General features: G+C 80.6%; 2 protein-coding genes and 1 pseudogene. All 3 read left to right on the top strand.

All coding sequences use genetic code 11. The annotated features are described in order from the left end of the window. A partial coding sequence (locus GD970_RS21340; protein WP_152204885.1) for a DUF4192 family protein occupies positions 1 to 652 on the top strand: 652 nt, incomplete at its 5' end. Positions 653 to 675: 23 nt separating this feature from the next. Further along, entirely contained in the window at positions 676 to 1,074 is a 399-nt protein-coding gene (locus tag GD970_RS21335) for a universal stress protein (protein WP_152204884.1), read from the top strand. A 22-nt stretch (positions 1,075 to 1,096) separates the two neighbouring features. Continuing rightward, positions 1,097 to 1,693, top strand: a pseudogene (locus GD970_RS21330) (hypothetical protein); the annotation flags it as partial.

Below are 1,693 nucleotides of genomic sequence, written 5' to 3'. Positions count from 1 at the left end.
GGCGACCGCGGCGAGCGGGGGCGCGCCGCGGGTGCGGGGCGCGGCCTTCGGCGTCCCGGGGGCCCGGCCCGCCCGCGACCAGGGCCCCCTGCGGCGGTGGCGGCGGGAGGGGGCCGCCCTGTGGGACGCGAGCGCCGCCGCGATGACCGACCGGCCGGGGCCGCCGCCCGCCGCACCGCCGGCCGAGGCGCTCGGCCGGCTCCTCGCCTTCCTGGCCGACCGGGAGCTGCGCGACGCGGTGGTCGCGCGCACCATCACCGGTGGCCGCCGGCCCACCGCCGCCTACCTCGATACCGGCGCCGTCATCGCCGCCTTCGACGCCGCGCGCCGCCGGGACCCCGAGGCGTTCGCGGCCGCGTTCGCCCTGGGCACGGCGGTGGCCCAGGCCGCCCCGGACGGCGCGGGCGCCCCCGCGCTCGGACTGCTCGCCTTCCTGGCCTGGTGGTCCTCCGACGGCGCCCGCGCCGACGTCCTGGCCCATCAGGCGCTCGTCGAGGAGCCCGGGCACCACCTCGCCGCCCTGGTGGTGCGGGCCCTCGACGCCGCCGCGCCGCCGCCGTGGTACGAGCCGCAGCACCGCTCGCCGGCGAGCGCCCGGGCCGAGCGCGCATCGGGTAACGTCGCGGGGCATCAGACGGACGGCGGACCGTAGCGGCGCCGGGATGGGGGACGCGCATGTCGATCGTGGTGGGCTACCTCTCCACCAACGAGGGGGAGGCGGCACTCGCCGCCGCCGTCGCGGAGGCCTTGCGGCGCGAGACCCGCCTCGTCGTCGTCCTCTCCCGGCGGGCGCAGGGCGAGGACCACGCCGCGCTGGAGGCCGAGGCCGACGCGGTCCGCGACCGGCTCGACCTCGCCGACGTCGCCTACGAGGTGCGCCAGCTGCGCCGGGGCACCGACGTGGCCGAGGACCTCATCACGGCGGCGACGGAGGAGGACGCCGAGCTCATCGTCATCGGGCTGCGCCGGCGCTCCCCGGTGGGCAAGCTCATCCTCGGCTCCAACGCCCAGCGCATCCTGCTCGACGCGCCGTGCCCGGTCCTCGCCGTCAAGGCCGAGCCCGACCCCCGCTGAGCGACGGACCGTGATGGCGGCGATGTCGCCGGCCGGACCGCTGACCACGGCCCTGTACGAGGTGCACGCGGCGGCGCGCGCCGCCCTGACGCCGCACGCCGGGTGGCTGGTCGCCGCCCGCTACACCGACCCGGCCGAGGAGCGTGCGGCGCTGCGCGAGCGCGCCGGGCTGGTCGACCTCTCGCACACCGGACAGGTCGAGGTCTCCGGGCCCGACGCCGCCGCCACCGTGGCGGGCGGCCTCGTCCTGCCCGCGGGCGTGCCCGAGGTGGGCGGGACCGCGCCCGCCGGGTTGCCCGGGGCCGGCAACCCGGCGCCGGCCGGTCCGGCCCCCGCGGACACCGGCGACCTGGCCGTCCACCGCCTCGCCCCCACCGAGTTCCTCGTCCTGACCGGCACCGGCGACCGGATCGCGGTCCTGGACGCGCTGCTCCTCGCCTCGCACCGGGCCGGGGCCGAGCGGGTCCTCGTCGCCGACCGCACCGAGGCGCGGGTGCTCCTCGGCCTGGCCGGCCCCGCGGCGCCCGACGTGCTGCGCGCCGCGGCGGGCGCGGCCCCCGCGGTCGGTGCCTGCGTGCCCGCCGTGGTCGCCGGGGCACCGGTGCTGCTCGCGCGCCCG

Source organism: Georgenia thermotolerans (assembly GCF_009193185.1).
GTDB lineage: Bacteria > Actinomycetota > Actinomycetes > Actinomycetales > Actinomycetaceae > Georgenia > Georgenia thermotolerans.
The sequence above is the reverse complement of the archived record's forward strand: the minus strand, read 5'-3'. Positions and strand labels throughout refer to the sequence as shown.